Annotated in this window: 22 protein-coding genes; 10 read left to right on the forward strand and 12 right to left on the reverse strand. The window is 69.0% G+C overall.

Annotated features, from left to right (window positions below):
• Nucleotides 1-64 precede the first annotated feature (64 nt).
• From K340_RS0104770 to K340_RS0104790, 5 genes are all read left to right on the forward strand, one after another.
• Nucleotides 65-1,048 (forward strand): aldo/keto reductase, encoded by a 984-nt coding sequence (locus K340_RS0104770; protein WP_029135882.1) that lies wholly within the window; start codon nt 65-67, stop codon nt 1,046-1,048.
• A gap of 8 nt (nt 1,049-1,056) precedes the next feature.
• On the forward strand, nt 1,057-2,955 hold the full coding sequence (locus tag K340_RS0104775) for an AAA family ATPase (protein ID WP_029135883.1): 1,899 nt from the start codon (nt 1,057-1,059) through the stop codon (nt 2,953-2,955).
• A gap of 192 nt (nt 2,956-3,147) precedes the next feature.
• Complete coding sequence (locus tag K340_RS0104780) at nt 3,148-3,351, forward strand: DUF5703 family protein (RefSeq protein WP_029135884.1); 204 nt, start codon at nt 3,148-3,150, stop codon at nt 3,349-3,351.
• Between the two features lie 23 nt (nt 3,352-3,374).
• Nucleotides 3,375-4,097: an AzlC family ABC transporter permease gene (locus K340_RS27500; RefSeq protein WP_037362670.1), complete on the forward strand. Its 723-nt coding sequence runs from the start codon at nt 3,375-3,377 to the stop codon at nt 4,095-4,097.
• The gene (locus tag K340_RS0104790) at nt 4,094-4,405 is read left to right on the forward strand and encodes an AzlD domain-containing protein (protein ID WP_029135885.1); all 312 of its coding nucleotides are present in this window, start codon (nt 4,094-4,096) and stop codon (nt 4,403-4,405) included. Before K340_RS27500 ends, K340_RS0104790 begins: the two co-directional genes overlap by 4 nt.
• Nucleotides 4,406-4,451: 46 nt before the next feature.
• Here K340_RS0104790 and K340_RS0104795 read toward each other — a convergent pair whose 3' ends face one another.
• From K340_RS0104795 to K340_RS35695, 4 genes are all read right to left on the reverse strand, one after another.
• Entirely contained in the window at nt 4,452-5,759 is a 1,308-nt protein-coding gene (locus K340_RS0104795) for a M20/M25/M40 family metallo-hydrolase (protein WP_029135886.1), read from the reverse strand.
• Nucleotides 5,760-5,830: 71 nt separating this feature from the next.
• Nucleotides 5,831-7,381: a serine hydrolase family protein gene (locus K340_RS33845; protein WP_051265071.1), complete on the reverse strand. Its 1,551-nt coding sequence runs from the start codon at nt 7,379-7,381 to the stop codon at nt 5,831-5,833.
• Between the two features lie 138 nt (nt 7,382-7,519).
• The gene (locus K340_RS0104805; protein ID WP_154674077.1) at nt 7,520-10,105 is read right to left on the reverse strand and encodes an exo-alpha-sialidase; all 2,586 of its coding nucleotides are present in this window, start codon (nt 10,103-10,105) and stop codon (nt 7,520-7,522) included.
• Between the two features lie 48 nt (nt 10,106-10,153).
• Nucleotides 10,154-10,624, reverse strand: coding sequence for a hypothetical protein (locus K340_RS35695; protein ID WP_154674078.1), 471 nt, complete (start codon nt 10,622-10,624; stop codon nt 10,154-10,156).
• Here K340_RS35695 and K340_RS0104815 point away from each other — a divergent pair.
• A complete protein-coding gene (locus tag K340_RS0104815) occupies nt 10,614-11,504 on the forward strand; it encodes a hypothetical protein (RefSeq protein ID WP_154674079.1) in 891 nt (296 codons plus the stop codon). The two genes, K340_RS35695 and K340_RS0104815, sit on opposite strands and share 11 nt — an antisense overlap.
• A gap of 47 nt (nt 11,505-11,551) precedes the next feature.
• Here the strand turns inward: K340_RS0104815 and K340_RS0104820 are convergent, their stop codons facing one another.
• A complete protein-coding gene (locus K340_RS0104820) occupies nt 11,552-11,773 on the reverse strand; it encodes a hypothetical protein (RefSeq protein ID WP_029135890.1) in 222 nt (73 codons plus the stop codon).
• A gap of 140 nt (nt 11,774-11,913) precedes the next feature.
• Between K340_RS0104820 and K340_RS27510 the strand changes: the two genes are divergently transcribed.
• Genes K340_RS27510 through K340_RS0104835 form a run of 3 tightly spaced genes read left to right on the forward strand, consistent with a single transcriptional unit; the run spans nt 11,914 to nt 15,037 of the window.
• Entirely contained in the window at nt 11,914-13,305 is a 1,392-nt protein-coding gene (locus tag K340_RS27510) for a chymotrypsin family serine protease (protein ID WP_051265073.1), read from the forward strand.
• A 5-nt stretch (nt 13,306-13,310) separates the two neighbouring features.
• The gene (locus K340_RS0104830) at nt 13,311-14,099 is read left to right on the forward strand and encodes a hypothetical protein (protein WP_029135891.1); all 789 of its coding nucleotides are present in this window, start codon (nt 13,311-13,313) and stop codon (nt 14,097-14,099) included.
• A complete protein-coding gene (locus tag K340_RS0104835) occupies nt 14,099-15,037 on the forward strand; it encodes an ATP-grasp domain-containing protein (protein ID WP_029135892.1) in 939 nt (312 codons plus the stop codon). The genes K340_RS0104830 and K340_RS0104835 overlap by 1 nt, the downstream gene beginning before the upstream one ends.
• On the opposite strand, the gene K340_RS27515 is transcribed toward K340_RS0104835, so the two are convergent.
• The 7 genes from K340_RS27515 to K340_RS0104870 all read right to left on the reverse strand — a co-directional run bounded on the left by K340_RS27515 (nt 14,993) and on the right by K340_RS0104870 (nt 22,259).
• On the reverse strand, nt 14,993-15,409 hold the full coding sequence (locus K340_RS27515; protein ID WP_211229264.1) for a ribosomal maturation YjgA family protein: 417 nt from the start codon (nt 15,407-15,409) through the stop codon (nt 14,993-14,995). The genes K340_RS0104835 and K340_RS27515 overlap by 45 nt on opposite strands.
• An 83-nt stretch (nt 15,410-15,492) precedes the next feature.
• Nucleotides 15,493-16,476 (reverse strand): ABC transporter ATP-binding protein, encoded by a 984-nt coding sequence (locus K340_RS0104845; protein ID WP_029135893.1) that lies wholly within the window; start codon nt 16,474-16,476, stop codon nt 15,493-15,495.
• The gene (locus K340_RS0104850) at nt 16,473-17,450 is read right to left on the reverse strand and encodes an ABC transporter ATP-binding protein (RefSeq protein ID WP_037362673.1); all 978 of its coding nucleotides are present in this window, start codon (nt 17,448-17,450) and stop codon (nt 16,473-16,475) included. Before K340_RS0104850 ends, K340_RS0104845 begins: the two co-directional genes overlap by 4 nt.
• Nucleotides 17,419-18,357 carry an ABC transporter permease gene (locus tag K340_RS27520; RefSeq protein ID WP_051265077.1) on the reverse strand — a complete coding sequence of 313 codons (939 nt, stop codon included), beginning with the start codon at nt 18,355-18,357 and terminating at the stop codon, nt 17,419-17,421. Before K340_RS27520 ends, K340_RS0104850 begins: the two co-directional genes overlap by 32 nt.
• 6 nt (nt 18,358-18,363) lie before the next feature.
• A complete protein-coding gene (locus K340_RS0104860; protein ID WP_029135895.1) occupies nt 18,364-19,353 on the reverse strand; it encodes an ABC transporter permease in 990 nt (329 codons plus the stop codon).
• A gap of 63 nt (nt 19,354-19,416) precedes the next feature.
• A complete protein-coding gene (locus K340_RS0104865; RefSeq protein ID WP_029135896.1) occupies nt 19,417-21,240 on the reverse strand; it encodes an ABC transporter substrate-binding protein in 1,824 nt (607 codons plus the stop codon).
• A gap of 62 nt (nt 21,241-21,302) precedes the next feature.
• On the reverse strand, nt 21,303-22,259 hold the full coding sequence (locus K340_RS0104870) for an ROK family protein (RefSeq protein ID WP_029135897.1): 957 nt from the start codon (nt 22,257-22,259) through the stop codon (nt 21,303-21,305).
• 187 nt (nt 22,260-22,446) lie between these two features.
• Here K340_RS0104870 and K340_RS27525 point away from each other — a divergent pair, with 187 nt between their 5' ends.
• Nucleotides 22,447-23,586: an ROK family transcriptional regulator gene (locus K340_RS27525; protein ID WP_051265079.1), complete on the forward strand. Its 1,140-nt coding sequence runs from the start codon at nt 22,447-22,449 to the stop codon at nt 23,584-23,586.
• Nucleotides 23,587-23,604 lie beyond the last annotated feature (18 nt).

The raw sequence follows: 23,604 nt of genomic DNA on the forward strand, positions 1-23,604 counted from the left end.
GGGGTGTGCCGACACGGTACCCAGCCACCGCCACCCGCGCGTCCACCGCCCGTAGGTTGAGAGCATGCAGATTCGTCGTCTCGGTTCCACTGGACTGTCGGTGTCCGGGCTCGGCCTCGGCACCATGAGCTGGGGCCGAGACACCGACGCAGACGCGGCAGCCGGCCAACTCGAGGCGTTCGTCGCCGCCGGCGGCACGCTGATCGACACCTCGAACGTCTACGGCGACGGTGACGCGGAGTCGATCATCGGGACGCTGGTCCCGGACGTGATCCCCAGGGATTCGGTGGTGCTGGCGACCACCACCGTCGGCGTGGGTTCCGGCCGGGGCTCGCTGCTCCGGGCGCTGGACGCCTCGTTGCGCCGGCTGGGCACCGACCGGGTCGACCTGTGGCAGGTGCACGGTTTCGATCCGACCGTGCCGATCGAGGAGACCTGTTCGGCGCTGCAGGCGGCGGTCAGCAGCGGTCGCGCCGGCTATGTCGGGGTCTCCGGGCACGGCGCCTGGCAGGCGGCAACGGTCGCCACCTGGATGCGCTCGCTGGGCATCTCGCTGGCGTCCGTGGAGACCGAGTACTCATTGCTGGAGCGCGGGCCGGAGCCGGACCTGCTGCCGGCTGCCGCGTCGCACGGGCTGGGAGTGCTGGCCTGGGCGCCGCTGGGTCGCGGGGTGCTGACCGGCAAATACCGGCACGGCACGCCGGCCGACTCGCGTGGCGCATCGCCGCACTACGCGCGCTACGTCGGACGTCATCGCAGTGAGGTGTCCTCCCGGATCGTCGAGGCGGTCGCCACCGCGGCCGATGGGCTGGGAACCTCGCCGCTGGCGGTGGCCTGCGCCTGGGTGCGCGACCGCCCGGGCGTGACCTCAGCGGTGATCGGTGCCCGGGACCCAGCGCAGTTGCTCGGTTCGCTGGCCGCCGACGAGGTGGTGCTGCCGGATTCGATCAGGGCGGCGTTGGACGACGTGTCCAGCGGACTGGACGAGGAGACCGGCGGCGCCGTGCTCGAGGACGGCCCGGACGACAACGGGGCCCCGGCCGGCTGATGTCGACCGTGAATGACGCACGTCGGTCGGGAGCCGGCTCGATCTTCGACGAGTTCTGCGCCGCCGGCCTGTGGTCCGGGGTCGGGCCGGCGGTGGCCAAGACGATGCGGGACGCAGGTATCACCGGGCCGGCGGCGGTGACGGTGCAGGCGCTGGCGGCGCTGCCGAAATTCACCGCCAAACGAGCGGATCGGCTGTACAACGCCTGGGTGGGCGCCGGGCACCTGTGGGAGCTGGCCGGAATCCTGGTGCCATTGGGACTGCCGGCGCGCTGGGCGCTGCGGTTGGTCGACGCCCTCGGCGACGGGGCGATGGCGGCGCTGCAGATCGATCCCTGGCGACTGCTGGTGCTGCCCGAGTCCACCGTGCAACAGGCCGATCGGCTGGCCAGGGCACTGGACCCGGCCGTCCGGCAGGACGACCCGCGGCGTGGTGCCGCCCTGGTCGACTGGGTGCTGGCCAGGTTCGCCCGGGACGGCCACACCGCGGCACCGGCCGATGTGGTGGCCGACGCGCTGCGCTCCTACGGGGTCGATGTCGAGGCCGGAGTGCGCGCGGCCCTCGCCGGTGACCGGGTCGCCGAGGTGCCGGATCCGACTGCCGCCGGCGAGCAGTGGATCGCCCGGAAAGCATTGTGGGAGGCCGAGTCCGCCATCGCAGCTGGATTGAAACGGCTGGCCGCGGAAGCGAAGCCGTTGGCCAAGCCCGGAGCAGTGAAGGCCGCGGCGAAGGGCCTGGACGAGGTCCAGGCCGGTGCGGTGGCGCACGCCGCCGAACACGGCGTCAGCCTGCTCACCGGCGGTCCGGGAACCGGCAAGAGCCGTACCATCGCCGCCGTCGTCGCCGTCTGCCGGGCGGCCGGGGTGGAGCTGGCGCTGGCCGCCCCGACCGGGCGGGCGGCGAAGCGGCTCGAGGAGCTCGCCGGGCACCCGGCCACTACCATCCACCGGCTGCTGGGTGCCCGCCCCGGCATCGCCGAGTTCACCTACAACGCCGACAATCCGCTGCCGGCCCAGCTGGTGGTGGTCGACGAGGCGTCGATGCTGGACGTGGAATTGGCCGCCGCACTGATCGCCGCGCTCGCCACGTCCGCCCACCTGGTGATCGTCGGTGACCCGGCGCAGCTGCCCTCGATCGGGCCCGGACGGGTGCTCGGCGACCTGGTGGACGCCGGTGCGGTGCCGGTCACCGAACTCAGCCGGCTGTACCGGCAGAGCACCGGTGGTGCGATCGCCCGGTTGGCCGCCGCGGTCCGCGGCGGTGAGCTCCCGGTGGTGGACGATCCGGACCACGAAGTGGTGGTCGTGCCCAGCCGCGGATCGGCCGAGGGCGCCCATCGGGTGATCCAGCTGGTGACCGACTCGATCCCCCGGGTGTTCGGGGTCCTGCCCGCTGAACTACAGGTGGTCACGCCGGTGCACGGCGGCCCGGCGGGGACCCAGGCGCTCAACCGCGAACTGAAGCGGGCACTCAACCCTGGGCCGGGTTCGGTCCGCGGGTTCGACGTCGGCGACCGGGTGGTGGCCACCGCCAACCATCTGGATGCCTCCCCCGCCGGCTACGCCAACGGCGAGGTCGGCACCGTGCTGTCGACGGGCGAGAAGTCCGTGCGGGTGGCGTTCACCGCCGGCGAATCCGACATCGCCGGCAAGGCGCTCGGCGACCTGCTGCACGGCTGGGCGATCACCGTGCACCGTGCCCAGGGCTCGGAGTGGGACGCCGTGGTAGCGGTGATGCCGCCGGAGGCCGGCGCGATGCTCTCCCGGCCGTTGATCTACACCGCGCTGACCAGGGCGAAACGCCACCTGTCGGTGGTGCATGCCGCCGGTCCGGCGCTGGCCAGGGCGGTCCGGCAGATCGGCGCCAGGCCGCGCCGGACGCTGTTGCAGCACCTGATGTCGGGCTGACCTGCGGCCCCCTGCCGACGATCATGGCTCGCCGCCAGGCAGAACGGACAATTGACCGGCGTTTCGCGGGCAGATCGCCATGGGTCAACTCCTGAACCGGGGCAAGATCGTTGCACACTGGTGGCTTGCCACCGGCGATCCGGCGCCGGGCCCAGCTCCGCCCGTCGCCGGACCCGACAGAAATGAGGTGCGATGGCGGCGACGGACGACTACGAATACGCACCGCTGCGGCTGGACCCGACGGTGTCGCGGTCGTCGGCCACCACCATGCTGGCCATCCATGCCGAGTACTCCGGGTGGGAGCTCGCCAGGGTGCTGCTGTTCCCAGACGGCACCCGCCGGGTCTGGCTGCGTCGCCGGCGTCGGCCGGGCCTGGTGCCCGGACCGTCGTCCTGAACGTCCGGCTCTAACATCGTCGGGTGGATTCCTCCCCCGAGGTCTGGCGCCTGGAACGACGCGGCATCCTGCGGGATTCGGTGGGCGTGGGGATAGCCACCGGTGCCTATGCGATCTCGTTCGGGGCGCTCTCACTGACGGCCGGGCTCAGTGTGCTGCAGGCCATGGTGCTGTCGCTGTTCATGTTCACCGGCGGATCCCAATTCGGGTTGATCGGGGTGTTGGCCGGTGGCGGGTCACCCTGGGCGGGAGCCGCCACCGCGGTGATGCTCGGTTCCCGCAACGCCCTGTACGGCCTGCGGCTGGCGCCGATCCTTGATCTTCGCGGGTGGCGCCGGATGCTGGCCGCCCAGTTGGTGATCGACGAGTCGAGCGCGATGTCGATGGGTCGGTCCGGCGACCGCGGGGCCAGGGCCGGTTTCTACGGCACCGGGCTGGCGGTCTTCGTGTTGTGGAACCTGGGCACGTTGATCGGCGCGGTCGGTGCCGCAGCACTGTCCGACCCGCGGGTGCTCGGCATGGACGCGGCCGCGCCCGCCGCCTTCCTGGCCCTGCTGGCGCCGCGGATTCGGAGCCGGGAATCGTGGGCGCTGGCGTTGGCCGCCGCGCTGGTGGCCCTGCTGGCCACCCCGTTCGTGCCGCCCGGCATCCCGATCCTGATCGCCGCCGCGGTCGGGGTCGCATTCGGGCTACGGCGGCCACCGGCGGCGGGCAGCGGTTCCCGGCCGGCCAGGGTGGCGCGGTGATCTGGGCGGCGATCCTGGTCGGCTGTGCCGGTTGCTTCGCCTTCAAATGGGCCGGACTGTCGGTGCCTGCGTCCGTGCTGGCGAACCGGACCGCGCAGCGCATCGCCGCGCTGCTGCCGATCGCGCTGTTGGCGGCCCTGATCGCCACCCAGACCTTCGGCGCCGGTCAGCACCTGGTGCTGGATGCTCGCGTTGCCGGAGTCGCGGTGGCCGCGGTCGCCGCCTGGCGGCGCTGGCCGTTCCTGGTCATCGTCGTGCTGGCCGCCGGCACCGCAGCGGTATTGCGGCTGCTGGTGCCCGGCAGCTGAACCGCCGTCAGCCGCCGTCAGCCGTCGGCCGGCCGCCGGTCCGGCCTCAGCAGTTGACCAACAGCCGATCCAGCACCCGGACGCCGAATCGGAGGGCATCCACCGGCACCCGCTCGTCGACCCCGTGGAACAGTGACGAGAAGTCCAGATCGGCCGGTAGCCGCAACGGCGAGAAGCCATAGCCGGCGATGTCCAACCGGGAGAACGCCTTGTTGTCCGTGCCCCCGGAGAGCATGTACGGGATCGGGTGACCGTTGTCGTCCTCGTGCCGGATCGCGGCCTTCATCGCCTCGACCAGAGCCCCCTCCCACGGGTACTCCAGTGGCGGCGAGATGAACCAGTCGATGTCGACGCCGTCGCCGACGATCTCGGCGACCTCGGCCTTGAACGAGTCGACCTGACCGGGCAACACCCGGCAGTCGACGGTGGCCTGGGCGGTCGACGGGATGACGTTCGCCTTGTAGCCGGCGCTGAGCATGGTCGGGTTCGCGGTGTTCCGCAGGGTGGCATTGACGATCTTGGACACCGGGCCGAGCTTGCCGATGGCGCCCTCGAGATCGTCGTCCGGGAACTCCATCCCGGTCAGCTCGGTGACGGCGGCCAGGAACGCATCGACCGTGGCCGTGCGGGAGATCGGGAACTCGTGCCGACCGAGCCGGGCGACGGCCTCGGCGATCCGGGTCACCGCGTTGTCCTCGGCGATCATCGAGCCGTGGCCGGCCTTGCCGGTGGCCGTCAGCGTCGCCCACGCGACGCCCTTCTCCGCGGCGGCCACCAGGTAGGCGCGCCGCTCCGGGTCGACGTTGATCGAGAACCCGCCCACCTCGCTGATCGCCTCGGTCGCCCCGGTGAACCATTCGGGCCGGTGGTCGACCAGCCACTCCGCGCCGTAGACACCGCCCGCCTCCTCATCCGAGACGAAACAGAAGATCAGGTCGCGGGGTGGGATCACGTTGCGCCGCTTGAGATCTCGGGCCACCGCCAACGTCATCGCCACCATGTCCTTCATGTCGACGGCGCCGCGCCCCCAGACATAGCCGTCCTGGACGGCGCCGGAGAACGGGTCGACCGTCCACTCGGCAGCGTTCGCCGGCACCACGTCGACGTGACCGTGGATCAACAGCGCCCCGCGCGACGGGTCGGCGCCGGCGAGCCGGGCAACCACGTTGCCCCTGCCGGGTACCGATTCTGCGTATTCGGTCCGGTAGCCCACCTCCTCCAGCTTCTGCTGGATGTACTTCGCGGCGACCGCCTCCTGATCGCCGATCGTCGAGGGGTCCCCGGTGTTGACCGACGGGATGCGGATCAGGTCGCTGCAGAGGTCGACGACCTCGTCTTCGGCTGTGCTCGTCATGGTGGTGTTCCTATCACCACGTCGGGCCGCGACCGCCGGTCAGGGTCAGTAGCGCCCACCACCGGTCGAGCTCAGCCGACCCAACGATGCCAGTATTCGGTGGACACCGCGAGGTAGCTCGTCACCGAGAAGATCCCGCGTCCCCGGATGTTGTCCTTGACGGCGGCATAGGTAGCCGCGTTGGCCGGGCGGCCCAGCATCGTCCGGTACAGCCGGTCGATCCACTGCTCGCGGAACGGCGCAGTGCCGGTCAGGGCGTCCACCGTCTTCGGCAGGCCGCGGGATCGCGCGACAGCGGTCCAGTGGTCGAGCTGAGCGGCGGTCGGCGACTGCCGCAGCACCGCCCGGAAGGTGGCCGCCGTCCAGGTTCTCAGGTTCTTGCCGGCCCGCGCGTAGGCGCTGGGCGAACCGCACACCGCCATGTACAGGTCCTTGATGTTCCTGGTCGCCAGCCGCGCCGTCCACACCCGCAGACCGGTGGCATCCGCGTTGTGCCCCAGGCATTCCTGGTAGACCACATTCGTCAGCCGGCCGCGCCGGGCACCGGTGGTCGACAGGTCGTCGGCGACCTGCTTCTTGCTCCGGGAACCCTGCTGCAACGCCACCGACTGGACCGGCGAGGTGACCTTGCGGGCCAGCAACTGTCGATACAGCGCCGAGGTGAACTTGTCCGCCTGCACCTTGGGATAGGTCGGGTACCGCGAGACATTCGCCGACGAACCGGCGATCAGCTTCGCCGTGTACGTCGCGGTCGCCGGCATGGTGGCGTAGGTGCCGGGGTTGCCGGTCTGCAACACGGCGACCATGTACTTGCCGGTGAAGCCGACGGAATGGATCGCATTGGGCTGGGACGTCCAGTTGTCGCCGCCCCAGCCCTGTTTGGATCCGGCGCCGGCGATGGCGTTGAACCCGAAGTTCTGGTTGAACCCGTCACACCCGTTGTCGGTGGCCTGCACCATCGCCGGCATCAGCCACGGACCGACCAGCTGGTCCTTGCCGATCCGGTAGACCAACCGGGCCATGTCGTCGGCGGTGATCCTGGTCTTGCCCCAGTAACCGGGGTTGCCCGGGTTGTTGCTGGTGTGGGTCAGGCCGTACCTGGCGGCCATCTCCGGGACCGCGCTGTTGGTCCAGTAGGCGGAGGCGATGCCGTCGTCCGAGCACCGGATCATCTGCGTCAGCCGTGCACTCATGGTGGCGGACATCGAGCTGCCGTAGTGGACCCGGTAGTACGCGGCGATCATCAACTTGACGATCGATTCGCTGGCCACCTGAGTGCCGGCATTGCCGGTCCTGGCGAGCACCTTGCCGGTCTTGCGGTCCAGCACCGCCAGGTAAGACGTGATGCCGCGGGCCGCGGAGTAGGCGGCGCCGGCGTTCACCGCCTGTTGCGGGGTCCTGGTGGCGGTGGTAGCAGCGGTGACCACGGCCGATACCGCACGAGTCGCGGACGCCGGCGAGACCGCGGGCGCCGGGCCGGCCGGCTGCGCCGCCGCCGGGTCGACCACAACGGGGCTGACGGTGAAGCTCAGCGCGGCGACCGTGACCAACAGTGCCGAGCGGCGCCATCGGCCGGCCCGCCGGGCGGTCGGCGCGGGTGGGCGGCTCAGCGGATGCAGCATCGTTCGGGTACCTCCGAGGTCTCGGCGGCCGCCGCCGCGGTACGGCGGCGGCCCCGAGCATTGCACCACCGGCCGGCTCCGGCTGGCAATCCGACCCACGGGACGGCGCCGGCCGTCGCACCAGGCCACCAATCGGCGTCAGCCCTTGACCTTCACCGTCAGCGGTCGGCTCACCGTCGCGCCCGCGGCGTTGCGGAATTCGACGGTGTAGACGTACGTGCCAGGTTGCCGGCCGGCGACATCGACCGACGCGACCTGTGGCGACGGGCTTGCCGCCGGCAGGGTGCCCGATCCGACGTCCACGCCGTTCTCGCGGAACACGTACGACGTGGCGTTGGTGCCCCACCAGAGGTTCGCGGTGACGGTGTACGCGCCGTCGGCGTCGGTGTTGTCGGTGCTCAGTTCAGGTCGGCCGGGGTTGGCGTCGGCCACCCTGACGGTGATCGGCTTGAGCCTCGAAGACCCCTGAGAGTTGATCAGCTCACCGGTGTACTGGTAGCTCCCGTTCGGCAGCCCGGTGCGCTCGACGACCATGTGCTGTGCCTTCGGGGAGTCGGGATCGAGCTTCGTCACGTTGATCAGCCGGCCGTTCTGGTACAGGCGCAGGATGCTGGCGTTCTCGCCCCACCACAGGTCCATCGACACCTGGAAGTTCCCGTCGGTCAGGCCGGTGTCCCAGCCCTCGTTCGACTGGAGGTCCCCGACGGCCGGGGCCTTGCCGGCGCCGTCCTGCGGCCGGAAGTCGGCCGCGGAGGTGAAGACCGCGGTGAGTGTGCGTGCGTTGACGTCATAGCCGAGGGTGACGAACTTCCCGGGTGCGATCTCGGCGCTGGACGGGTTGCCCTGGTCACCGTTCTTGGAATCGTAGAGCGGCACCGCGTCCGCGGCATAGCCGTCCCAGTCCGCCGACGGATCTTCGATCAGCACGCCGAACGTCGGCCGTCCGGCGACCTCGGGGTCGCCGTAGGTGAGCAGCACCTGCCCAGCCTTGGTGAGCAGCTGGTGGTGCGACTGGGCAGGGATATCGGTGGCCGCCGCAGCCGACCAGGTGTGGCCGTTGTCGAAGGACCTGCTGAGGTAGGCCCGGGCAGGTGAGGACGTGGAACGGATCAGCGCGACGATCTCCCCCGATGGCAGCACGGTCAGGTTCGGCTCCTGGAAGGCGATGGCGTGGTCGGCCGCGATTGCCACACTATGCGGATCCCACGTCAGCCCGCCGTCGGTGCTGCGGACCACCAGTGCATGTTCGCGTTCGGTCCCGTTCGGCGCCCCGTACAGCGGCGCGAGCAGGTCCCCGTTCGCCAGCTCCACGATCGGCCCATGGCTCGCGGCCCAGCCGTCGGCCCTGTCGACCGCGCTGCTCTGGTCGTTCGACACCAGGATCGGGTCCGACCACGTCGCACCGCCGTCGGCCGACCGGACGAGGAAGGGCTGGATCGCCAGCGGCGCCGTCCAGCGGTAGTCGAAATAGCCGAGCAGGATCGTGCCGTCGCGCAGCTGCACCAGCTTGGGATCGCGGGCATCGTTGGGCACGTCGACCGCAACGGTCGGTGTGCTCCAGGTGGCCCCGTTGTCGTTCGAGGTGGTGACCTTGATGTCGCCGCTGGGCGCGGTATGCCCGGGCGACTCGTAGTAGGCGGCGAGCAACCGGCCGTCCTGCAGCTTGACGATGTCGGGGAAGTGGATCTGCTGGCCCTGCGGCGCGGTAGCGACGGTCACTTGCCGGAATGCGTTGATGGTGACGGACTCTTCGGCAACCGAACGGATGCCCTCGGCGTCGGTGACCACGGTGCGCATGGTGCCGCTGGCGGCTTCTCCGAAGGTATGCGTGATGGACGCCGTCACCCAGCCGTCGGCATCCGGCCCGCTCAGCGATACCGGGATCGCCGCATCCATCCAGGTCGTCGTCACCGCATAGTCCGCGACGTCCGTCCCGTCCGCGATGCGGAATCGTGCGACCGGCGCATCCACCACCTCGACGCCCTTGACCGCGCCGCCGAACACCGGCACCACCTGCACACCGGCGAACGCGTCGTCCGGCAGCTCGCCGGAGACCGCCAGATCGTCGATGTAGTAGTCGATTCCGACCGCGGCAGTGCCGGCCGAAGCGAAGTACACGTTCGCCAGACTGGCCGATGCCGCGACGCGCACCGTCGTCTGGGTCCGCACGCCGTTGACGACGAGTTCGGCCCGGTCGAGGTTCGCGTTGATCGTCACGTCCTGCCACTCACCGAGCGCCGCGCCGCCGGGAACGCTCCCGACGGTGGTCCAGGCGGAGCCGTTGTAGGCCTGCACGCGCAGGTTCGGGCCGTCGGCGGCAAAGACGAATCGCCACACCCCGTTTGCGTTGCCGCCGGGGCCGCCCATCAGGGCGACGATCATGCTGTTGCGCAGCTCCGCGGGAGAGATCCGGAACGCCACCGACCGCTCGGTCGACTCCGGAAACGAGCACTGGGTGCGGGTCTGGGCGGTGGCGCTCTGGTCGCTGAGCCGCATGGCCCGGTTCGAGGCGGCCGCCCCGCCGAAGCCGGCTTCGGCGACCGTGACATCGCCGACGCCGGCGCAGCCGGCCGGCGGCGCGCCGACCGGCTCGGCATCGAAGGTGCGCACGGTTCCGTCGGCAGGCGCGGCCAGCGCCGCCGGCGCGGGGCCGACGGCGACGATGACGGCGATCGCGGCGGCGGCAGCAACGGCCCTGCGCCAGCGGTGTGGTGTCACGAACATCAACTCGTTCACTCTCCTCGACTGGATTCGGCCGCACACCCCCGAGAGTTACCGGTTGAGTGCGATGATCGGCAGCAGATGCCGCTCCGAATCGTGACGGTTGTTCCGTATCGCCCCGAACAGTAGCCAAATGGAATGGCGTTTCATATAGGCCATTCGGGGTGCAAGCAGGACCATCGCCGGCTCGGCGGACACGGTCGGTGTCTGCCGGTCGAACTCTTCGCCGTGGCAGTCGCCCGCTCGCCCACCACCATCGCGCCGTATCTGTCCCCCGCCGACCGGCCTCTGACAAGCGTCGTGCTGCATCGGGTGGCCGGCGCTCGCATCGATCGGAGTAATGAGAATGACGATTCGCCGTTGCCTGTCCCGGTTCTCGCTCACGCTGCTGGCGGCTGCCACGGCCGCGGTGATCGCAGTGATCCCGGCCGCTGCGATGGAACCGTTCAGCGGACCGACATCGATCGTCGGCGCCAGCTGCGCCTTCGGCACCGCCGAGACGTCGGACTCGGTGAACGGCACCGTCCGCGGCGCCTTCACCTGTAACGCCGAGGCAGACAGCCCGATCAGCATCTTCTGGTACCAGGGCGGCGTCAAAACCGTTCGGCACAGTCCTTACACCGGGCAGCTGATCGCCGCCGCCTGGGACGGATCGACGTCCCTCTACATCCTGTACCAACAGGCGAAGTCGTTGAAGATCGCCAAGGTCAGCGACGCCGGGTCGTTCAGCGCGGTGACCGTGCTGTCCACCTCGCTGGCGGCCTACACATCCGGCGATCTGGTTGCCTCGCAGGGCAAGTGGTGGGCGGTCTGGCACGAAACGGTCGGCTCCCAGGCGGAGCTGTTCCAGGCCAGGACGTTGTTGGGGACCCAGCACCGGACGCGGATCACCAGCAGCGCTGCCCAGGACCTGGAGCCGAGCCTGGCCTACTCCGGCGGCCGGCTGGAAATGGCCTGGAGCCGCTACACCGCCGACCTCGGCGCCGCCGATCTGTGGGTCGGCAGGAACACCGGGGCCGGCTGGGTCACCAAGGTGCTGGCGACCAGCGGCACCCACAACAACATGCCGGACATTGCCGGGTCCGGCGGCCGGTTCTATCTCAGCTGGACCAGGGACGGCGTGATCAATGCCGGCGACAACACCAGCGGCTCGTGGGTCACCCGAACCTTCAGCAACCACGGATACAACCCACGGATCGCCGCGGCTGCGGGAAAGGTGTTCGTCAGCTACGAGGCGGTCAACCTGCAGGGCAAGATCTACGTCGTGGAGCGCTCCGCCGGACGATGGACCGGCGGCGCCGTCACCGGCATCCGGACCGGCAACGTCGGCATCGCCGCGGGCAACGGCAGCGCTTCGATCGTCTACTACTCCAACAGCGGGCTGTCGGCTCGCACGCAGTAACGGCCGGCGTCACCGGGTCGTGCCGGGCGCCGGTTCCGGCCCGCAGCTCACTGAAGTCGGTACCGGCCCCGTTCGACCACCACGTCCAGACCGTCGATCTGCCCCGCGGTCAACTCGGCCGGGGGCTCGACGTCCTGGTCGACCGTCACCGCCAGAACGGGTACACCGTCACGCATCTTGACCCCCACCGCGGACACTCCCGGGAGGGCGATCAGCCGCTGCTCATGGCGCCGTTGGACATCCACTGCCTGCTCGTACGACATCGTCATGGACCCAGTGTGAGCCCGTTGTCCGGCGGTGCGTGACGGCGGACGGGTGAACCGGTGACGGGGACGTATCCAACGCCGTCGGCGCTCGCTCTCACAGGCATCATGCGCTGGCATCAGCTGACGCTCAGAAGGGAGTTGTCATGTCAACATTGGACGAGCTGATCGCGATCAAGCAGCAGGTCGAGCAGCAGTACCTGGGTCGGCCCGGCGTCACCGGGGTCGACGTCGGGTACAAGGTGGTCGGCGGGGTGCAGACCGACCAGTTGGCGATCAGGGTGCACGTCGAGGAGAAGAAGACCCGGGTGCCGGCCGCCGAAAAGGTTCCGGCCGAGATCGACGGCGTAGTCACCGATGTACTGGAACGCGCCTACCAGCTCCAGGTCGTCTCCGAGCCGCTGGACGTCGGCGTCCAGGCGGTGGACACCAATCACTACCCGACCCTGCAGGGCGGGATCAGCATGGGACCGAGCCGGGTGATCGGCGGCTCGATCTTCGCCGGCACGCTCGGTGCGATCGTCGTCGACAACACCAACAACCAGCACGCGGCGCTCACCAACTTCCACGTCGCCTGTGTCGACTCGTCCTGGGCCGTCGGCAACCGGATGGTGCAGCCGAGCCGCATCGACACCGGCGTGGTGCCCGGCGACGAATTCGGCGGCATCGTCCGCGCCGTACTGTCCGGCCACGTCGACGGCTCGGTGGTTTCCATCGACTCCGGTCGGGCAAACTCGGCCGAGGTGGCCGAGATCGGCACCGTCAAGGGCACCAAGACCGCGACGCTCGGGATGGCGGTTCGCAAGCGCGGCCGCACAACGGGTCTGACCTACGGCTCGGTCGACGGACTGTCGCTGACGGTGAACGTCGACTACGGCGATGGCATCGGCGTCAAGCAGTTGACGGACCAGGTGAGCATCGCAGCGGACACCACCAAGAACGCAATGTTCTCCGATCACGGCGATTCCGGCTCGGTGATCGTCGACGGCTCGGGTTACGTGGTCGGTCTGCTGTTCGCCGGCGCCGGGGCCGGCACGGTGGCCAATCCGATCGCTTCGGTGCTGTCCGAGCTCAACGTCTCGATGCTGGTCGGAAAGGCCCTGCTGAAGGACTTCAAGGACGGCCGCAAGGACATCATCAAGGACAAGGAACTGCTCAAGGAGCGCAAGGATCTGATCAAGGAGCACAAGGAGTTCGCCAAGGAACTGCGCAAGGACGTGATCAAGGAGCGGGTGCTCGAGGGCAAGATGCTCAAGGACATCCGCGACATCGAGATCCCGAAGCCGGGTCGGCCGGGCGATCCTGGCCCGGTCGAAGGCGGACGTTCGGTGGACGACCGGTTGGGGGCCATCGAGCAACAGCTCGCCGCGCTGACGAGTTTCATCGACCAGGATCAGCGCCCGGACCTGAGCAGCTCCGCGTTCTCCGGGGAGGCAGAACCCGGTCCGGACGAGCTGCAGGCACTGCGCGCCGAACTGGAGAACCAGGTGACCGAGGCGGCCGCCGCCAAGGCCGAGTTCGACGGGCCGATGGCCTGATCGTCATGCTGCTGATCCTGTGTCCGCTGGACGACCTCGATGCCCTCGCCTTCGCCCACCGGGCGACGGCCGAGGGCACCGGGTGTCGAATCCTGACGGCCGAGGCATTGTCGTTCGCCGGTCGGCGATCTCATCGGATCGTCAGCCCCGTGCGCGGGTCGGGCGCTCCGATCTCGGTCCGCACCGAGATCGAGGCGCTCGGCCTGCCACCGATCAACGACGAGCAGGTCTCGGGTGTGCTCAACCGGCTGATCGAACCGCCGGCATCGGCCTGGCGACGGGCCACGGCGGTCGAGCGCGACTATGCGACGGCGGAACTGTTCGCCTTCACCATCAGCTGGCTCAGTGGGTTCGAGTGTCCGGTGCGGAACCGGCCGACCGCGAGCTGTCTGGCCGGCCCGGCCCCGCATCCGCTGCGCGCCGTTGTCGCGGCGCAGGCAGCGGGGCTGGAGTGCCCCGATCTGCGGTACGGCAGCGACACCGCCGCTGCGCAGCCCGATCTGGCGGCCGCCGCGTTCGCCGCTGCCGGACCCGGCGCGCGGGCAAGACAGGTCGTCTGTCTGGACGGCATGGTGCTGTCGGACGGGATTCCGGCCGACCCGGGGGCGGGGGTCGTCGGGCTGCTGTGCGCCATCGGCGCCGACGCCGACCTGGTCGGGGTGGACTTCGCGGTGCGCGGCGACCACTGGGTGTTCGCCGGGCTGACGCCGCTGCCCGCGCTCGGTGGCCTCGGCCGGGATGGTCGCCGGACCCTGCTGGCAACGCTGACACCGGCCCGGACGGCGGTGGCGTGATGACCGTGCTGGTCTGGGGCGTGCCGTCCGAATCGCCGGTGCGGATGATCACCGAGGCGCTCCGGGCCAACGGTGCCGATTGCGTATCGGTACCACCGGAGGCGGACGGCGTCGAGGTCTCGCTCGCCGTCGATCCCGCTGGGCGGCTCTCGGGCGGGTTGCGGATCCAGGGCCGTGCGGTGCCCTGGCAGCAGCTCAGCGGGGTGTACGTCCGTCCGGTCGAGCCGGAGCTGTCGCCCCGGCTGCGGCAGCTGCCCGGCGAGGCCGCGCAGGTCCGGCACGCCCGCGCCGTGCACGACGCGTTGATCGCCTTCACCGAGGTCGCCGCCGACGGGCCGTATCGGGTCGCGAATCGGTTGTCCGCCATGGGCTCGAACATGTCCAAGCCGTTCCAGGCGCAGCTCATCGCCCGGCACGGATTTGCCGTCCCGGAGACGCTGGTGACCGATTCGGCCGAGGAGGCGCTGGATTTCGCGGACCGGCACGACGGCGTGGTCTACAAGTCGACCAGTGGTATCCGTTCGATCGTCACCGTCTTCGATCCGGCCGCCGACCGGTCCCGCCTGAACCGGCTGCGCTGGTGCCCGGTGCAGTTCCAGGAGCGGATCGACGGGCCGGACGTCCGGGTGCACGTGATCGGGGGTGAGGTGTATCCGGCGATCGTCGGGAGCACCGCGGTCGACTACCGATACGCCCGGGCGCAGGTCGGCCAGGATGCCACCCTGCAGCGTTGGGACCTGCCCGATGAATGGGCCGAGCGCTGCGTCGCACTGGCCGCCGACCTCGATCTGCCGTTCGCCGGCATCGACCTGAAGCTGTGTCCCGACGGCCGCGTTGTGTGCTTCGAGGTGAATCCGTCGCCCGGCTTCCCGTGGTACGAGACCGCTGCCGGGCTACCGATTTCGGACGCGGTCGCCCGCTGGCTGGTCGCGGCCTGACCGCCGCCGGCGGGTACGGGTCCGAAGGCCAAGATCGACCAGGACGGCGACCAGCACGCCGGCGACATAGGCCACCAGGTCGGTCCAGGCAAACCCTTGTCCGAGCACCAGATGACCGGGCGTCGTGTCGCGGATCCGGTCGATCCACCCGGCCCGGTACAGCTGGGAGAACTCGACCAGGAAGCTGACGGCAATGGTCAGCAACGCCCGGCCGGCCCGCGGCATCCCGGGCGCGGCCGCGGAAACAATGAAGAAGACCATCGTCGCCCACAGCAGATCGCCCACCCAGGCCGGGATCGCCGGCCACTGCCGGGACGCCAAGCCGCAGCCGATCGTGACAGCGGCCGCGATCGCGTACCACCACCGGGGCACCCGCACTGTACGTTCCCCTCTCGCCGGCCGGAGCCACGCCCGACGTGTCCCACGGTACGGGCAACTCCCGACCGCGACGTCGGTCAGCGCGCGACGTGGCAGGCAGCCGAATGGCCGGGTGACAGTTCACGCAGCGCGGGGCTCACGGTCGAGCAGGCGTCGATCGCCAGCGGGCACCTGCGGCGGAATCGGCAGCCCGGCAGCGGGTCAACCACCCGTGGCGGCTCGCCCTTGTCGATCGGCCCGTCGGCGATACCGGCCCGCGGGTCCGGCACCGCGGACAGCAGCAGCTGGGTGTAGGGGTGTTTCGGTGCGGCGAGTACCTCTTCGGTCGGTCCCGACTCGACGATGTGCCCGGCATACATCACCAGCAGCCGATCCGAAACGTAACGGGCGCTGGCGATGTCGTGCGTGATGTACAGGAAGGAGACGTCCTCCTGCTCGCGCAGGTCGGCCATCACGTTCAGCAGTCCGATCCGGATCGAGACGTCGAGCATCGACACCGGTTCGTCGGCCAGGATGACGGTCGGCCGGTAGGCCAGCGCCTGGGCGAACCCGATCCGCTGCCGTTGGCCACCACTGAGTTCGTACGGGAACCGGTCCAGGATGTGGGCCGCCGGTCGCAGCCCGACGGTCTCCACCACCCTGATCGCCTCAGCCCGCCGCTGCGGGCGGCTGAGCTCGGGTCGGTGCAGGATCAGCCCACGGTTGATCCCGTGCGAGACCGGGTAGGCCGGGTTGAGCGAGGAGAACGGATCCTGGAACACCATCGGCACATCGCTGCGGTACCGCATGCTCTGCCGCCGGGATCGCATCGACGCCAACGACTGTCCGCGGTAGCGGATCTCGCCGCGGGTCGGCATGTACACCCGGGCCAGCAGTCTGGCCACCGTGCTCTTTCCGCTGCCGCTCTCGCCGACCAGCGCAACGATCTCCCGGGGGTTGATCACCAGGTCGACGTCGTCCACCGCGTGCAGCGTCTTGCGGGCGAGGTTGCCGCCGACCTTGAAGTGCTTCGTCAGCCCCGTCGCCTCCAACAGCGGACCCGGCCGTTCCTGGCTGCTCACCCCTTCACCGCCGGCGGGCGGTTCAGCAGACACCTGCTGGCGACCTCACCGACCGGGTACAACTCCGGCTGCTCGGTCGTGCATTCGGCCTCCGCGACCGGACACCGTTCGTGGAATCGGCAACCGGAGGGCGGCCTGCCCAGGCTCGGCGGACTGCCGGGGATTCCGGTCAGCCGGCGTCGCTCACCACGCACCGAAGGAAAGGCGTCCAGCAGCCCCCGGCTGTAGGGGTGCGCCGGGGTATCGAAAACCGTTCGGGTCAGGCCGATCTCGACCACCTGGCCGGCGTACATCACGAGCAACTGGTCGGAGTAGTGCGAGACCAACGACATGTCGTGGGTGACGAACAGCACCGCGAACCCGAGCGTTCGCTGCAGTTCGCGGATCTGGCCCATCAGTGACCGCTGGGCGACGACGTCCAGGGCCGAGGTCGGCTCGTCCATGATCACCAGGTCGGGGGTGAACAACAACGCCATGGCGATCATCGCCCGCTGTCGCATGCCACCGCTGAGCTGGTGCGGGTAGCTCTTCAGGTGTACGCGATCGATGCCGACAAGGGCGAGCACCTCGCCGGACCGGTCGGCGATGTCCGCTGCCGAGAACCGCCCGTGCGCCTGCAGTGCGTCGCGGAACTGCGCGCCGATGCTGATCACCGGATTGAGCGCGTTCATCGCACTCTGCATGACCACCGAATAATCCCGCCAGCGCAACACGTTCAGCTGCTTCTCGGTCATGGTGACCAGGTTCTGCCCGTTGAACGAGACGCTGCCGGCAACGATGGATGCCGGCGGACTGAGCAGCTGGGCGATCGCGAACAGCAGGGTTGATTTTCCGCAACCGGACTCGCCGACCACACCGACGAACTCGCCCTTGCCCACCCACAGGCTGACGCTGTCGACGGCGCGGACATCCTGACGCTCGGCGGCATACTCCACCGAGAGATCAGTGACCTGCAGTATCGGCGCGTCTGGCACGTCGTCTCCTCACGGGCCGCAGGGCCGGATTGCTGATCTCGTCGAAGGCGTAGTTCATCAACGCGAAGGACGTGCCCAGCAGGGCAACACAGAGCCCGGGCGCGATGGACCACAACGGCATACCGGTCTGCAGCGCCTGCTGGTTCTGCGACCAGTACAACATCGTTCCCCAGCTGATCGAGTTGGGATTGCCGAGGCCGAGGAACTGCAGACCGGCCGCGGTCAGCACTGAATACAGGGCCGCCCCCAGGAAGTTCGCCACCAGCAACGAGATCATCGTGGGCAGCACCTCGGCCACGATGATGTACGAGCGGCGTTCGCCGCGCACCCGTGCGGATTCCAGGAAGTCCCGGTTGCGCAGCGACAGCGTCTGCGCGCGCAGTTGGTTCGCTCCGTACGACCAGCCGGTGACGACCAGCACGATCAGGACGACCAGCAGCGTTCCCTTTCCGGCGTAGGTCGCGAAGATGATGATCAGCGGAAAGGTCGGTATCACCAGAAAGATCCGGGTGATCATCGACAGCACCTCGTCGCCGATCCCACCCAGGTAGGCGGCCGAAATACCGACCAGGGCCGACAACACGGTGGCAAAGAGGCCGGCCACCACTGCGATGATCAACGACTCGCGGGTTCCGTAGACCAGCTGCGCCCAGATGTCCTGGCCGAGCGCGGTGGTGCCCAGCAAGTGGTCCCACGACGGCGGCAGCGCCGGCGCGAACTGCAGGGCGTTCGGATCGTCGACCGAGGTGAACCAGCCGGGAAAGAGCGCGGCAACGGTGAAGACCGCGAAGATGACGAGCCCGATCATCGCCTTGCGACTGTGCCGGAACGAGGTCCACAGACCGCCGCGCCGCCGCGGACCGTCGTCGTTCTCGGCCGCGGCATTGGAAACCAGCAGTGCTGTCATCGGCGATCAGCCCTCCGTCCTGGCCCGCGGGTCCAACCAGGCGATGGCCACGTCGCAGGCGATGAGGGCGAACAGCACCGCGACGGTGAACAGCATGAACAGCACCTGCATCACCGGATAGTCGGTGCCGACGACCGAGTTGTAGAGCAGGTAGCCCAGGCCCGGATAGTTGAAGACGTACTCGACCAGGATCGAACCGGAGATGACGAAACCCAGAGACATCGCGAAGCCGGACAGGTTGGGCAGGAAGGCATTGCGCCCGGCGTACGTCGTCATCACCCGCCAGCCGGACAGCCCCTTGGCCCGGCCCATCCGGACGTAGTCCTCGGCCAGTGTGGTGATCATGTTGTTCCGCATGGTCAGGATCCAGCCGCCTATCGAGGTGATCAGAATGGTCGCGGCCGGCAGCACCGCATGCTGTAGCACGCTGCCGATGAACTCCCACGAGAAGCTCGGCTGCAGGCTGGTGTCGTAGTTGAAATCACTCGGCAACCACCCATTGGTCCATACCGAGAAGACCAGGATCAACAACAGACCGACCCAGAAGTACGGCAGCGCCGAGGTGATCACGAAGATCGGCGGCAGCACCGAATCGAGTTTGCCGCCCCGCCTCCATCCGGCCAGCACGCCGATCAGCGATCCCAACAGGAAGGCGATGACGGTGGTCACCCCGACCAGTCCGAGTGTCCACGGTAGGGCGTGCATGACGATCTCGCTGACCGGTTGGCCGAGGGTGCCGCCGATGGAGATACCCCACTGCCCGGTGAGCATGTGTCCGAGATAGTCCCAGTACTGCACGAAGATGTTCTCGTTCGGCTTGAACCCGAATGCCGTCAACATCTGAGCCAACGCCTCGGTCGACAACTTGTCCTTGGTGCGGATCCGCAGTGCGTCCAGCGGGCTGCCCGGCATGAAACGCGGGATGAAGAAGTTGAGCGTCAGGGCGGCCCAGAGCGTCAACAGGAAGAAGCCGCCACGACGCAGCAGATATCGCATGGAACGGTCGGTCTCCTTCCTGACCCGGGCCGCCGCGGCGGCATTGCTGGTGCGCCGACGTACCTACTGCGCCGACTTGGAGTACAGGTGCAGCAGCACCTGGCCGGTGTCCGGGACGTTGTACGCCGCGGGCTGGGCGTACGGATCCTGCTCGGTCGGCCAGCCCTCGATGTCCTTGGTGTTGTACTGGAACCAATCGACGCTCTCGGTGATCGGGATGACCGGGACGTCCTTGATCATCGCCGCGCCGATCTTCTTGATGATCTCCACCTGACCCGCCTCGTCGGCGGCCGGGAACGAGTCGAACAGCTTGTCCACCTCCGGGTTCAGATAGCGTTCGAAGTTGGTCGACGCCGACTTGCCGATCGGTGCGGAGTTCTTCGAATACAACACCTGTCGAAGCTCGTAAAAGGGCGTTGGCCCGCCGACGTCACCGTAGTAGGCGAGGTCGAAATCGCCGGTGTAGAGCCGGGAGTTGTACGTCTGCTGAGCGAGATCCTCGACCGTCAGGTTGATCCCGATCGGCGCGAGGTTCTGCTTGATGACGGCCAGCGAAGCGTCCCAATCGGTGTAGCCGGTCACCGTGATCACCGACAGGTTCAGTGGGTTGGACGGCGAGTACCCGGCGGACGCCAGCAGCTCGGTCGCCTTTGCCGGGTTCGGCTTGTCGAAGCCGGCCGCCGCGACGGCACCGGCGTCGTAGTACTTCTCGAAGGTGGGGAGCACGATGCCACTCTGGTTGGCCGCAGGCTGCTGGCCGCCTTCACCGATCAGGGCCACCTGGGACCTGTCGATCGCCATCGCCATCGCCTGCCGGACCGCCAGCTTGCTGGTGGCCGCATGGGAGGGATCGAGATTCGGGTACAGCGCAACGTTGCTGACCGGCGGCGACCAGCTGTGGTTGTCCGGCGACTTCGCCAGGTAGAAGGCCTTGATGCTGGGGATGAACTGACTCCCCCACTGCGCCTTGCCGGTGGCCAGGTCGAGATTCGCCGGACCGTTGTCCAGGTATGCCGGATACTGCACCTTCTGGATGTAGGGCTTGCCCGGCTGCCAGTAGTTGGGGTTGGCGACGTACTGGATGTTGTTGGCCGAGCACGGGCTGACCATGAACGGCCCGGTGCCGACCGGCTGCGGATCGGCCCAGGTGTCCGGGTGCTCGGCCGCCGCGCCCGTGGAGAAGATGTGCTCGGGGACAATGGCCACCTGGTTGGCGAAGTTGAAGAAGTACGTGGTCGCCGGGCCGGCGAAGGTCAGGGTCACCTGATCGCCGGCGGCCTCCGCACTCTGCAGGCCGGCGCCGGACCACAGTGAGTAGAGATCGGTCCCGGGAAACCTCTTCATCAGGTTGAAGGTGAAGGCGACGTCCTTGGCGGTGAACGGCTGGCCGTCGCTCCATTTCACTCCCTGCCGGATGTCGAACACGATGGACTTCTTGTCCTTGCTCCACGTGTACGAGGACGCGAGCATGGGTGTCTCCGCCTGGTCCTTGAGCAGGTTGACGTACACCAGTGGCTCGTAGACGAACCCGATGGACTGCTGATAGACGGACGGGTTGAACGGATTGAACTGGCACGACCAGGTCTGGCCGGCGACGTTCGCGATCGTCACCTCGCCGCCCTGCTTGTGGGTCGCGGCGGTGGCCGAACTCGTTGCGGTCGTGCCCGACCCGCTGCCGGTCGGTCCGGCCGCGCTGTTGGAACCGGTGTCCGCAGCGGTGGATCCGCCGTTCGACGCACTGGTCGGAGCTCCGGCGGCCCCCGCGGTGCTGCCGGCCACCGCCGACGGTGCGGAACTCGAGCCTGCTCCGGTGTTATCGGCTCCGGAGCAGGCGGTTGCACACAGGCCGACCGCCATCAGGATGGCGATGCCGTTACCACGTTTCATGGGATCCAGACCCTTTCTCATGGTGCTCGTGACGCCTGATCTCGGCGAGATCGGTGACACCGTCACAGTTCACGTTCGTCAGCCAGGGTGGTGGTGCTCGGGCCGGCCGCATCCGCCGGCGGGCGAACGGCGGCCAACCCCATCGAGAGAGCGCCGCGCAGCGGTGCGTCGAACGGGAACCGGGCAGGTTCCAGTTCGGGCGGATAGGGAACTCCCGCGTCCAAAGCCTGCCGGAGATCGGCGTACAGCTGATCCCAGGCGGCGACCATCCCGCCACCGACCACGATCCGGGCCGGATCGATGGCGATGGCCAGGTTCACCAGGTGGAAGGCCAGCTCTCCGACGAAGGCGGTGACGATGCCCGCCCACCGTTCGTCGCGATCGATCCCGGCGAATACGTCGGTCGCCGTCACCGCGCCGCCGGCATGCGCAGATGCCAACCGGCCCAACGCGATCCCGCTGACCGCCTCTTCGAGGAGGCTGCGCTCGGCCGGCCCCCGGCCGACGTCGGTCAGCGCCCGAAGGTTGTAGCCGATCTCCCCTGACGCTCCGTTCCGTCCGGTCAGCACGGTGCCGTTCACCACCACGGCCGCCGCCAGTCCGGTGCCGAGGTTGAGGTAGATGCCCGGATCGCACCCGGCCAGTGCGCCATTCTCGTATTCGGCCAGGGCCGCCGCCTTGACGTCGGTGGCCAGCCGGATCGCCGCCCCCCGGAAGGCCCTGCCCAGTTCCCTGCGCAACCGCAGCTGCTCCCAGCCCGGGATGGCCGGGGCCAGCTCGACCCCGCTCTCTCCGGGGATGCCGAAGGTGCAGGCGCCCACCGCGATCAGTTGATTCGGGCCAAGGCTGGCCAGCAGGCCGGTGGCCGCATCAATGCCCCGCCGCAGGTTCGCGGCCGCCCCGGTCTCCGCGACGGTCGGCACAGTCACCTCGGCCAGCCGGTTGCCGTCGAGGTCGCTGGCCGCGATGGCCATTTTGGTGCCACCGAAGTCGAAGCCCAGCACCACCGGCAGGCGCATCGAACCTCCTCGGAGCCGGTCGACGGCTAATCGATAGGAAAGTAACCTATCGACCAAACGCTGACAAGGCCCAGACAGGTGGTTTCTCGTTATCCCTACCCGCAACCCTAGGATCACCACCAGGAGGCGATACGTGAGACCAAGTACGGGCGGGCATCGACCAGCGCGACCCCAGTCCATCCGCGCCATGAACGAGACGCTGGTGCTCGCCCGGATCCGGGCGCAGGGCAAGGTGTCCAGGGCAGATCTGGTCCGGGCGTGCGAACTCTCGAAGCCGACGGTCTCGTTGGCCCTGACCAACTTGGAGCGGGCGGAGCTGATTCGGACCTCGGGAGTCCGGACCGGGCTGCCCGGCCCGGCGGCGGCGCTCTACGAGCTGCTCCCGCAGGCCAGGCACGTGCTGGCGCTGGATGTCGGGCGGCAGTACCTGCGAGGCGCCCTCGGGGATTTCGCCGGTGCGGTCCGGGCCAGGGGCTCGGTCCGGGTCCACGGCAGCAGCGGCCACGCATTGGTGCCGGAACTCGTCCGGTTGGCCGACAGCCTCTGTGCCGAGGCGGGAATTGATCGCGCCGCCGTCAGTCAAACTGTTCTCGGCAGTCCGGGTGTGCACGACGCCAGGCGGGACACGTTGGCCCTGGCCGGGGCGCTCACCGGCTGGGACGCCGGCGTCATCCACGAGCTGCGAGAGGCGTTCGGTGCTTCGCTGATGTTCGAGAACGACGTCGACGCCGCGGCGCTCGCCGAACAGGAACACGGGCACGGTCGCGAAGTCGACAGCTTCGGCTTCGTCTCGGTCGGTACCGGTATCGGCATGGGCCTGGTGCTCAACGGGCAGCTGCATCGCGGTACCCACGGAGCGGCTGGTGAAATCGGATACCTGCCGTTCGACCGGCCGGCGGACTCGGGATCCAGGGATGCGCGCAGGCGCGGCCCGTTGGAAGCGTCGGCCTCGGCCGCCGGCATCGTCCGCGCAGCCCGCCGGGCCGGCCTGCTCGGGCCGGTGTCTGCCCGGCGGGTGTTCGAGGCCGCGGCCAAGGGTGACCCGCGGGCCCAACAGGTGGTGGCCGACGAGGCTGCCCTGGTCGCCAAGGCGATCTGCGCTGTGGTGACGGTGGTCGACCCGGAATTGATCGTCCTGGGCGGCGGGGTCGGCAGGGCCGACGGATTCGTCGATGCGGTTCGCGATCAGCTGACGCGAATTGCGCCGGTCCTTCCGCAGCTTCGGGTCAGTGCGCTGGGGGACGACGCGGTGGTCGACGGTGCGCTGGCCGCCGGTCTCGAACGGGTCTGGCAATTGGTGAATGCCCGGCTGTCGGCGCCGGCCTGAGCCGGCTCGGGGCGTGCC

Source organism: Nakamurella lactea DSM 19367 (genome assembly GCF_000426645.1).
In the GTDB taxonomy this organism is placed as follows: Bacteria; Actinomycetota; Actinomycetes; order Mycobacteriales; family Nakamurellaceae; genus Nakamurella; species Nakamurella lactea.

What these genes read in the sequence shown, in the direction of transcription:
- K340_RS0104770 (WP_029135882.1), top strand. Translation starts at nt 65, where the DNA reads ATGCAGATTCGTCGTCTCGGTTCCACTGGACTGTCGGTGTCCGGGCTC.
- K340_RS0104780 (WP_029135884.1), top strand. Translation starts at nt 3,148, where the DNA reads ATGGCGGCGACGGACGACTACGAATACGCACCGCTGCGGCTGGACCCG.
- K340_RS0104795 (WP_029135886.1), bottom strand. Translation starts at nt 5,759, where the DNA reads ATGACGAGCACAGCCGAAGACGAGGTCGTCGACCTCTGCAGCGACCTG.
- K340_RS33845 (WP_051265071.1), bottom strand. Translation starts at nt 7,381, where the DNA reads ATGCTGCATCCGCTGAGCCGCCCACCCGCGCCGACCGCCCGGCGGGCC.
- K340_RS0104805 (WP_154674077.1), bottom strand. Translation starts at nt 10,105, where the DNA reads ATGTTCGTGACACCACACCGCTGGCGCAGGGCCGTTGCTGCCGCCGCC.
- K340_RS0104820 (WP_029135890.1), bottom strand. Translation starts at nt 11,773, where the DNA reads ATGACGATGTCGTACGAGCAGGCAGTGGATGTCCAACGGCGCCATGAG.
- K340_RS27510 (WP_051265073.1), top strand. Translation starts at nt 11,914, where the DNA reads ATGTCAACATTGGACGAGCTGATCGCGATCAAGCAGCAGGTCGAGCAG.
- K340_RS0104830 (WP_029135891.1), top strand. Translation starts at nt 13,311, where the DNA reads ATGCTGCTGATCCTGTGTCCGCTGGACGACCTCGATGCCCTCGCCTTC.
- K340_RS0104835 (WP_029135892.1), top strand. Translation starts at nt 14,099, where the DNA reads ATGACCGTGCTGGTCTGGGGCGTGCCGTCCGAATCGCCGGTGCGGATG.
- K340_RS27520 (WP_051265077.1), bottom strand. Translation starts at nt 18,357, where the DNA reads ATGACAGCACTGCTGGTTTCCAATGCCGCGGCCGAGAACGACGACGGT.
- K340_RS0104860 (WP_029135895.1), bottom strand. Translation starts at nt 19,353, where the DNA reads ATGCGATATCTGCTGCGTCGTGGCGGCTTCTTCCTGTTGACGCTCTGG.
- K340_RS0104865 (WP_029135896.1), bottom strand. Translation starts at nt 21,240, where the DNA reads ATGAAACGTGGTAACGGCATCGCCATCCTGATGGCGGTCGGCCTGTGT.
- K340_RS0104870 (WP_029135897.1), bottom strand. Translation starts at nt 22,259, where the DNA reads ATGCGCCTGCCGGTGGTGCTGGGCTTCGACTTCGGTGGCACCAAAATG.
- K340_RS27525 (WP_051265079.1), top strand. Translation starts at nt 22,447, where the DNA reads ATGAACGAGACGCTGGTGCTCGCCCGGATCCGGGCGCAGGGCAAGGTG.